The sequence below is a fragment of the Hydrogenophaga sp. genome, assembly GCF_051007235.1.
Taxonomy (GTDB): Bacteria; Pseudomonadota; Gammaproteobacteria; order Burkholderiales; family Burkholderiaceae_C; genus Hydrogenophaga.
In genome coordinates this window covers 1-7,483 of sequence record NZ_JBPCSJ010000453.1, presented here as the reverse complement: position 1 = coordinate 7,483, position 7,483 = coordinate 1, and the positions used below count along the sequence as shown (strand labels likewise).

General features: G+C 67.4%; 10 protein-coding genes. 4 read left to right on the top strand and 6 right to left on the bottom strand.

The window, feature by feature from the left end; translation table 11 throughout:
- Positions 1–78 precede the first annotated feature (78 nt).
- Positions 79–558 carry a DUF2244 domain-containing protein gene (locus tag ACR2JA_RS16155; RefSeq protein ID WP_434010096.1) on the bottom strand — a complete coding sequence of 160 codons (480 nt, stop codon included), beginning with the start codon at positions 556–558 and terminating at the stop codon, positions 79–81.
- Positions 559–750: 192 nt separating this feature from the next.
- Positions 751–1,620, bottom strand: coding sequence for a class I SAM-dependent methyltransferase (locus ACR2JA_RS16150; RefSeq protein WP_434010097.1), 870 nt, complete (start codon positions 1,618–1,620; stop codon positions 751–753).
- A gap of 252 nt (positions 1,621–1,872) precedes the next feature.
- On the opposite strand from ACR2JA_RS16150, the gene ACR2JA_RS16145 reads away from it, so the two are divergent.
- From ACR2JA_RS16145 to ACR2JA_RS16135, 3 genes are all read left to right on the top strand, one after another.
- Positions 1,873–2,451, top strand: coding sequence for a ComF family protein (locus ACR2JA_RS16145; protein ID WP_434010095.1), 579 nt, complete (start codon positions 1,873–1,875; stop codon positions 2,449–2,451).
- 195 nt (positions 2,452–2,646) lie between these two features.
- Positions 2,647–3,120 (top strand): tRNA (uridine(34)/cytosine(34)/5-carboxymethylaminomethyluridine(34)-2'-O)-methyltransferase TrmL, encoded by a 474-nt coding sequence (gene trmL / locus ACR2JA_RS16140; protein ID WP_434010094.1) that lies wholly within the window; start codon positions 2,647–2,649, stop codon positions 3,118–3,120.
- 148 nt (positions 3,121–3,268) lie between these two features.
- Positions 3,269–3,592 carry a hypothetical protein gene (locus tag ACR2JA_RS16135; RefSeq protein WP_434010093.1) on the top strand — a complete coding sequence of 108 codons (324 nt, stop codon included), beginning with the start codon at positions 3,269–3,271 and terminating at the stop codon, positions 3,590–3,592.
- Between the two features lie 34 nt (positions 3,593–3,626).
- Here the strand turns inward: ACR2JA_RS16135 and ACR2JA_RS16130 are convergent, their stop codons facing one another.
- Genes ACR2JA_RS16130 through ACR2JA_RS16120 form a run of 3 tightly spaced genes read right to left on the bottom strand, consistent with a single transcriptional unit; the run spans position 3,627 to position 5,557 of the window.
- The gene (locus ACR2JA_RS16130; protein ID WP_434010092.1) at positions 3,627–4,082 is read right to left on the bottom strand and encodes a MaoC family dehydratase; all 456 of its coding nucleotides are present in this window, start codon (positions 4,080–4,082) and stop codon (positions 3,627–3,629) included.
- 57 nt (positions 4,083–4,139) lie between these two features.
- Complete coding sequence (locus tag ACR2JA_RS16125) at positions 4,140–4,757, bottom strand: AAA family ATPase (protein WP_434010091.1); 618 nt, start codon at positions 4,755–4,757, stop codon at positions 4,140–4,142.
- Positions 4,758–4,795: 38 nt separating this feature from the next.
- Positions 4,796–5,557 carry a sulfite exporter TauE/SafE family protein gene (locus ACR2JA_RS16120; RefSeq protein ID WP_434010090.1) on the bottom strand — a complete coding sequence of 254 codons (762 nt, stop codon included), beginning with the start codon at positions 5,555–5,557 and terminating at the stop codon, positions 4,796–4,798.
- A gap of 14 nt (positions 5,558–5,571) precedes the next feature.
- On the opposite strand from ACR2JA_RS16120, the gene ACR2JA_RS16115 reads away from it, so the two are divergent.
- The gene (locus ACR2JA_RS16115) at positions 5,572–6,225 is read left to right on the top strand and encodes a trimeric intracellular cation channel family protein (protein ID WP_434010089.1); all 654 of its coding nucleotides are present in this window, start codon (positions 5,572–5,574) and stop codon (positions 6,223–6,225) included.
- Positions 6,226–6,473: 248 nt separating this feature from the next.
- Here ACR2JA_RS16115 and ACR2JA_RS16110 read toward each other — a convergent pair.
- On the bottom strand, positions 6,474–7,483 hold a 1,010-nt coding region (locus ACR2JA_RS16110), incomplete at its 5' end, for an acetyl-CoA C-acyltransferase (protein ID WP_434010088.1).

Here is a 7,483-nt window from a genome sequence, read left to right as displayed (position 1 = left end):
GATTTATATCAATCCCGATTAAACAAAAATCCCAAGCTCCACACACTCCGGGAATACCCAAACCCGTACCAGCACGCCTCAGCCCTGCAGCGCGACACGGATCTCCCTGGCCAGCACCGGACGCAGATCGGAACGCAAAAAACGCCCAACACGGACGTTCTTCCCACCGCCGCAGACCTCGATCAGCTGATCGCGCCCCAGCGTCGGCGCCACCCTCACAGCGTGACGGGCGAACTCGCACCGCTCCAACCGCCCGGCACGCTCTTGCTCGATCACCAACAAACCCTGGCTGCAACTGATGCATTCACGGTCTGCGGCATGGCGGGCATACACCCCAAAAGCCAAGCCAACCACCACCACTTCCACCACTGCGAACGGCAGTACCAGCGTGGCGCCCTGCGACCAGAACAGTCCCGCCACCGCCAGCGACGTCCCGCACAACGACAGGTACATCGCCATCAACTGCCGCGGCGTCACCGAGCAGTTGCGGCGCAACAACCAATGCACACCGTCTGCCGAACACGTGGCCAAACGGAAGTCGTTGTGCACCTGATTCACCGTGGTTTCACCTGGAAAAAGCGACTGCCGGCAAGCCAAAACACAGCTGCGCCGTCGGCTCGCGCCTGGCGGGATTGATTTATGTCAATTGTAGCGGTGGAAAACGAGGCCCCTGGCCCCCAATGGCCAAGCCAGCCCGCCCCGCGCTTGACGCAACGCAACCCGGACCAGTCAGGCAGGTGCTAGCCGGTGTCAGCCGCGTCCAGCCCGCAGCATGGCGCGCATCGTGTCCACGGACACCGACTGGGACGCGGACACCGGCACCCTCGGCAGCGGCTTGTAGGCGTGTCCGTAGATGATCTCGAAACTCAGCAGCAGGCGCCTCTGCTCGTCGCGGGGCAGCCCGGCTTCCAGCGCCTGTATCAGACGCGCCTGCCAGCCGCGCCCCCGCAGCCCGGACGGTCGGTCCAGGCTCAGGTTGCGCCCCAGGCCCCGCAATTCCTGCAACAGCGCCTCCGCCGACGAGTACGACAGGGTGATGCGTTCCATGTCCATCACCGGCTCGGCAAAACCGCTGTGTACCAGCATGTCGCCCCAGTCGTGCATGTCGGTGAACGCCTGCGCCGGCTCGGACCACCCGGCCTGCGCGTACACCGAGCGCAGTTCGCGCAAGGTATCGGGCCCGAGGCACGAGAACATGAGGAAACCATGGGTCTGGATCAGCCCGTGCCAGCGCTGGAGCAAGGGCTGCGGTTGTGGCTCGTGGTGCAGGACCATGTTGGCCCAAAGCATCGCGACCTGACCGTCCGCGGGCAAGGTGTGGTCGGCTGGCGAACGGCGCCACTGCATCGGGTTCCAGGACCGTGCCGCGGCTTCGCGGGTGGCGTCGAGGGCCTCGGGCAGCCGTTCGGCCATCACGTGCCACGTTGCCCGGGGCAGCTGTTCGCGAAGGCGCGCGTGGGCCTGGAGCCCCCCCAGCACAGGCTCCCAGTGCAGCCAGCTCGACGGCGGCTCGCGGAACCACTGCAACCGCTGCGCCATGCGCGACGCGACTTCTTCGTGCAACCACGGGCTTTCGGTGCGCGGCAGCCGGCGCCAGCGGCGCGCAGCGGTCGCATCCATCCCCGGCACGGTGGAGGGTTCGATGGCGTCGGGGTTCACGGTGGCAGAGGTCGGTGGCGGGAGGTGCGCCAGTATATTGGCCGCATGTTGCGCACGCGTCCGCTCCTGCAAGCAGCCCGTCACCTGCCGGGCTGCTGCCAGGTGTGTGGGCGCTGGCCCGCTGAACCGGTGTGCGCGGCCTGCCTGCAACGCTTTGCCGCGCCGCGCTGCCGTTGCCCGTGTTGCGCTGTGCCAATGGTCCAGGAACATGCCTTGTGTGGCGCTTGCCTGACCCGCAAGACAGCGGCTCCCGTCCACCGCTGCGTGGCTGCGCTGGACTATGGTTATCCGTGGGACGGACTGATCGCCCGCTGGAAGTTTGGCGCTGAAGCCGGCTGGTCCGGCCTGTGGGCCGACCTGATGTTGCGCGACACGCAGGTGTTGCCGTTGCTGCACGACAGCCAGGTCGTGGTACCGGTGCCCATCGGACACCGGCGCCTGGCCGAACGCGGTTTCAACCAGGCCTGGGAACTGGCCAGCGCTTTGCTGCGGCGCACACCCGCACCACATCCCCGGGCACTGGTCGATGCACTGGTCCGCGTGCGCGATACGCCCGATCAGCACAGCCTACCGCGCGCACAGCGCCTGCAAAACCTGCGCGGAGCCTTCGCCGCACATCCGAACCATGGTGTGGCACTGGCCGGAGCGCACGTGCTGCTGGTGGACGACGTGAGCACCACCGGCGCCACCCTGGAGGCCGCTGCCCAGGCCCTGCTGGACAGCGGCGCCGCGCGGGTCCAGGCGCTGGTGCTGGCCCGAACGCCACCGATTGAACAGGACGCTGCGCATTGACATGCATCAAGGACGTCGCCCCATCAGAACCCCTGTTGTGGCCCGGACCTGACAGCTGCGAAAAATGGGGTGAGCCAACCCGTTCATGCTGCACAGAGCGGCTTATCATCGCCGCCTTGCAGGGAGGGAACACAGACCAGACCACTGGCACCCGACAACGTTTGAAGGCGCGGCCGCACCAGCCCGCCCGCAACCATGTTCCACATCGTCCTCGTTGCGCCCGAGATCCCGCCCAACACGGGCAACGTGATCCGCCTGAGTGCCAACACTGGCTGCACCCTGCACCTGATCGAGCCGCTGGGCTTTTCGATGGACGACAAGCAGATGCGCCGCGCGGGCCTGGACTACCACGAGTACGCCACGCTGCGCCGACACGCCGACTGGGACAGCTTCCTGCGCACCGAAACACCCGACCGGCAACGCATGTTCGCACTGACGACCCGGGGCAGCCACAGCGCCTTTGACAACGCGTACCAGCCCGGTGACTGGCTGGTGTTCGGCTCCGAAACGCAAGGCCTGCCCGCCGACCTGCGGGAACAATTCCCATCCACCCAGCGGCTGCGCCTGCCCATGATCGAAGGCCAGCGCAGCCTCAACCTCTCCAACGCGGTGGCGGTGGTGGTGTTCGAAGCGTGGCGCCAGCAGGGTTTTGGAGCCACACCAGCGTGAAGCCCGTCACCCCTCAGCAGACCCCGTGCCCGCCGTCGTGCACAGCAGGTGCACAGTTTGTGCGTCAAGGTCGGGAGCGTGGCCCGGCACCACACGGCCGGTCCACGCACCCGCAACCCACGACCCATCGAGTCGTTCGGAGAACACCGTGATCGCCAGCTTCGCCCGTTTCATCAAGGGGTCGCTCAAGGCGCGCGCCCCTGGACGGCGCCCGCTGAGCCCCAAGGAATTGCAATCGATCCGTTCGGCCTTGCTGCAGTGCATCACCGACTGCGACAACGTGCCTGCACACCGCCTGCGCCACAAAATCGGGCAGGCCAAATCGGCACAGGAACTCTGGCTGCTGCGCAACGACGCCTACCAGCTGATTTCCCAGCAAACCAGCCAGGCGGTGGCGGCCGATCGCATCAACGCACTCATCACCCACTTCGACGGCTGCCTGGAGCCGCGCCAGCTGGTGCGCATCAAGTGAACGAGATCAGGCCTCCACGCGCCCGCGCAGGGCTTCAGGGGTAGCGGCGCACCAGCGACTCGGCGACACACACCGGCTTGCTGACGCCCTCTCGCTCCACCTGGACCTGCCAGGTCATCTGCAGACCCTGGCCTTCGATGGGCTCTGCAGAGAGCAAGGTCATGCGCCCACGCACACGGCTGCCCACCGGCACCGGCGCAGTGAAACGCACCTTGTTCAGCCCGTAATTCACTCCCATGCCACCACCGCGCACATCGAACGACGAGTCGAAGAACACCGGCAGCAATGACAGGGTGAGGAAACCGTGCGCGATGGGCGCGCCAAAGGGCCCTTGCTTTGCACGTTCCACGTCCACGTGGATCCACTGGTGGTCGCCGGTGGCGTCGGCAAAACGGTTGACCTGCTCCTGGGTGATGGTGACCCAGTCGCTCACGGCCACTTCCTGGCCCACGCAGGCGGCCAGATCGGCCAGGGTGTCGAAGATTTTCATGCCGCGGACTCTAGCGTCCGGGCTGGGCCCACGGTGTCCGCGTCGGGACAGCGCGCCTCAGCTGTCGAGCCAATGCGAGAGGCCCTGCCACTGCTGCAGGTCTTTGTCCACCCGGCTGGGCGCGATGTCGAACAGCGTCAGCCCACGCGCCGCGAGGTGGATGTAGTTCTGCGTGTCGCGCAGATAGGTCAGCACCGGCAGCCCCAGGCCGTTGACGAATTCGCGCAGCTTCTCGGCCGCAATGGTGCGCTCGTCCACCCGCATGCCGACGATGCCCACGTCCAGCTGCCCCGCGTGTCGGGTCTCGGCCAGCTCATCGAGAAAAGCGCGCGTGGCGTAGATGTCGAAGATGCTGGGCTGCAGCGGCACCAGCACCTTGTCGGCGAGCTTGAGCACGTCCTTGAAACGCCAGCCGTGCAGGCCCGCCGGCGTGTCCAGCACCACGTGGGACACGTCCTTGGGGGGACGGGCGATGAAGTCGCTGGAGATCTCCCAGGTCCGGATCGGCCGCGCCGCCGGCGGACGCAGGCGCAACCACAACTGCGAGGACTGCTGACGGTCCGCGTCGCCCAGCATGACCGCGTGGCCCTGGCTGGCGAAGTAACCCGCCACGTTGGTCGAAAGCGTGGACTTGCCCACACCGCCCTTGGGATTGGCCACCACCACCACCGGCATTCCGACCTCCTGCTCGTATTGGAAAACAGTCGTGGATGTTAGCGCCACGCATCCCACAACAGCTTGCAGCCGGTGAGGAACATGCCGGTGTAGACCAGCCGGTAAAACAGCACCGGGCTGATGCGGTGCGCGATGCGCACCCCCACCCAGACGCCGATCGGTGCGAACGGCAACAGCGCCAGCGAGGTTGCCATGTTGCGCCCGTCCAGCAAGCCCAGCCAAGCGTAAGGCACCCACTTGCTGAGGTTGATGAAGAAAAAGAAGAACGCCATGGTGCCGGTGAACAGCACCGGCGAGAGCCTGAGCGGGATCACGTACGCGTTGATCGGCGGCCCACCCGCGTGTGCGATGAAGCTGGTGAAACCCGAGGTCGCCGTGAGCAGGGCACCGAGCCACTTCGGCGGCGGTGGGCTGTCGGCCTTGGGCGGGAACAGCAGGCGCTGCGCCAGGAACAGCAAGGTCACGCCACCCACCACACCGGCCACCACCTTCGCGTCCAGCACGCGGAACAGCAGGGCGCCCATCGCGATACCCGCCAGGCCACAGGGCAGCAGGAACTTGAGCAGGGCACGGTCGACGTGCTGGCGAAACGCGGCCATGCCCAACAGGTCCATCACCAGCAACACCGGCATCAGGATGGCGGCCGCCTGCGGCACCGTGACGGCCAGTGCCATCAACGGCACCGCCAGCGAACCGAAACCGGCGCCAAAGCCGCTCTTGCTCACCCCCAGCAGCAGCACGGCAGGAATGGCCACCGCATAGAAAAACGGGTCGGTGATCAGGGGCAAGGTGGTGAGCATGGACAATCCGGACGATGCAAAGCGTACCGCTTCAAAACGTCGCATTCTGGGGCGAGACCCTGCGACTGCTGGTGGAACTGGCCGCAACGGGCGCATTCGCCCTGTCGGGGGTGCTCGAAGGTGCCCGCAAACGGCTCGACGTGGTCGGTGTCTGCGTGGTCGGATTTCTCACCGCGTTCGGCGGCGGCACGCTGCGCGACCTGCTGCTGGACCAGCGCCCTTTCTTCTGGGTGCGGCACGTGGAAATGCTGTGGGGCGTGCTGGCGCTGTGCATGGTGGCCATGCTGGTGCTCAAGTCGCGGCACTTCGCCCCGACCGAACGCGCCATCCAGTGGCCCGATGCCCTGGGCCTGGGTCTGTTCGCGGCCACCGGCGTGCACCAGGCCTTGCTGCTGCAGATGCCGGCGCTGGTGGCGGTACTCATGGGCCTCATCACCGGCGTGTTCGGCGGCGTGCTGCGCGATGTGGTCTGCAACGAAATCCCCACCGCCTTCCACGACCACCGCCCCTACGCGGTGTGCGCCTTCGCCGGTGGCTGGGTGTACGTCGGCCTGTGGCAGATCGACGCCCCTGGTTGGCTGGCACTGGTGGCCTGCGTTGCGATCACCGCCGGGTTCCGAGGCATGGCGCTGTGGCGCGACTGGCGGTTGCCAGCCTGGAAGAGGTAAGGGACCCCCACGCTCCGCCGCTGACGCGGGTCGCTGCCCCCCGAGGGGGCGCTGATTCAGTTTGGGGCGACCCGGCGCTGAATCCAGGGCCCCCAACGTTCCGCCGCTGCGCGGATCGCTGCCCCATGACCGGGGAGGGTCCTGGTCCTTGCCGGGTCCAGGGGGTTGAGCCCGCCTGGGGTCGGCCCGGCGGCTGGCCCGTTGCCCCCACGCTGCGCGGGTCGCATCGCAACGCTGGGACCGTTGGTTCAAACGCGTTCGACGATCAGCGCGATGCCCTGACCCACCCCGATGCACATGGTGCACAGCGCGTAGCGCCCGCCCGTGGCGTGCAGGCGGTTGACGGCCGTGGTGACCAGCCGCGCACCGCTGGCCCCCAGCGGGTGGCCCAGCGCGATGGCGCCGCCCCAGGCGTTGACGCGTGCGTCGTCGTCTTGCAGGCCCAGCTGGCGCAGCACCGCCAGGCCTTGCGCGGCAAAGGCTTCGTTGAGTTCGATCACGTCCAGCTGGTCCAGGCGCAGGCCGGTCTGCGCCAGCAGCTTCTGCGTGGCCGGCGCCGGGCCGATGCCCATGATGCGCGGCGCCACGCCCGCCGCGGCCATGCCCACGATGCGGGCCCGGGGCGTCAGGCCGTTCTTCGCGGCGCTGGCTTCGTCGGCCAGCAGCAGCGCGCAGGCGCCGTCGTTGACGCCGCTGGCGTTGCCGGCCGTGACCGTGCCGTCGGGCTTGACCACGCCCTTGAGCTTGGCCAGCGCTTCCAGGCTGGTTTCGCGCGGGTGTTCGTCGGTGTCGACGATGAGGGCGTCGCCCTTCTTCTGCGGGATGCTGACCGGGGTGATTTCACGGGCGAGGTGACCGGCCTTGATGGCGGCCACGGCGCGCAGCTGGCTGTTGAAGGCCATCCGGTCTTGCGCTTCGCGTTCGATCTGGAAGTCCACGGCCACGTTCTCGGCGGTTTCGGGCATGGAGTCGACACCGTACTTTTCTTTCATCAGCTTGTTCACAAAGCGCCAGCCGATGGTGGTGTCGTAGACAGCGTTGTTGCGGGAGAAGGCGCTTTCGGCCTTGGGCATGACGAAGGGCGCGCGGCTCATGCTCTCGACGCCGCCGGCGATCATCAAGGTGGCTTCGCCGGACTTGATGGCGCGTGCGGCGCTGCCCACCGCGTCCAGGCTGGAGCCGCACAGGCGGTTGACGGTGCTGCCGGGCACTTCCTGCGGCAGGCCGGCCAGCAGGCTGGCCATGTGGGCGACGTTGC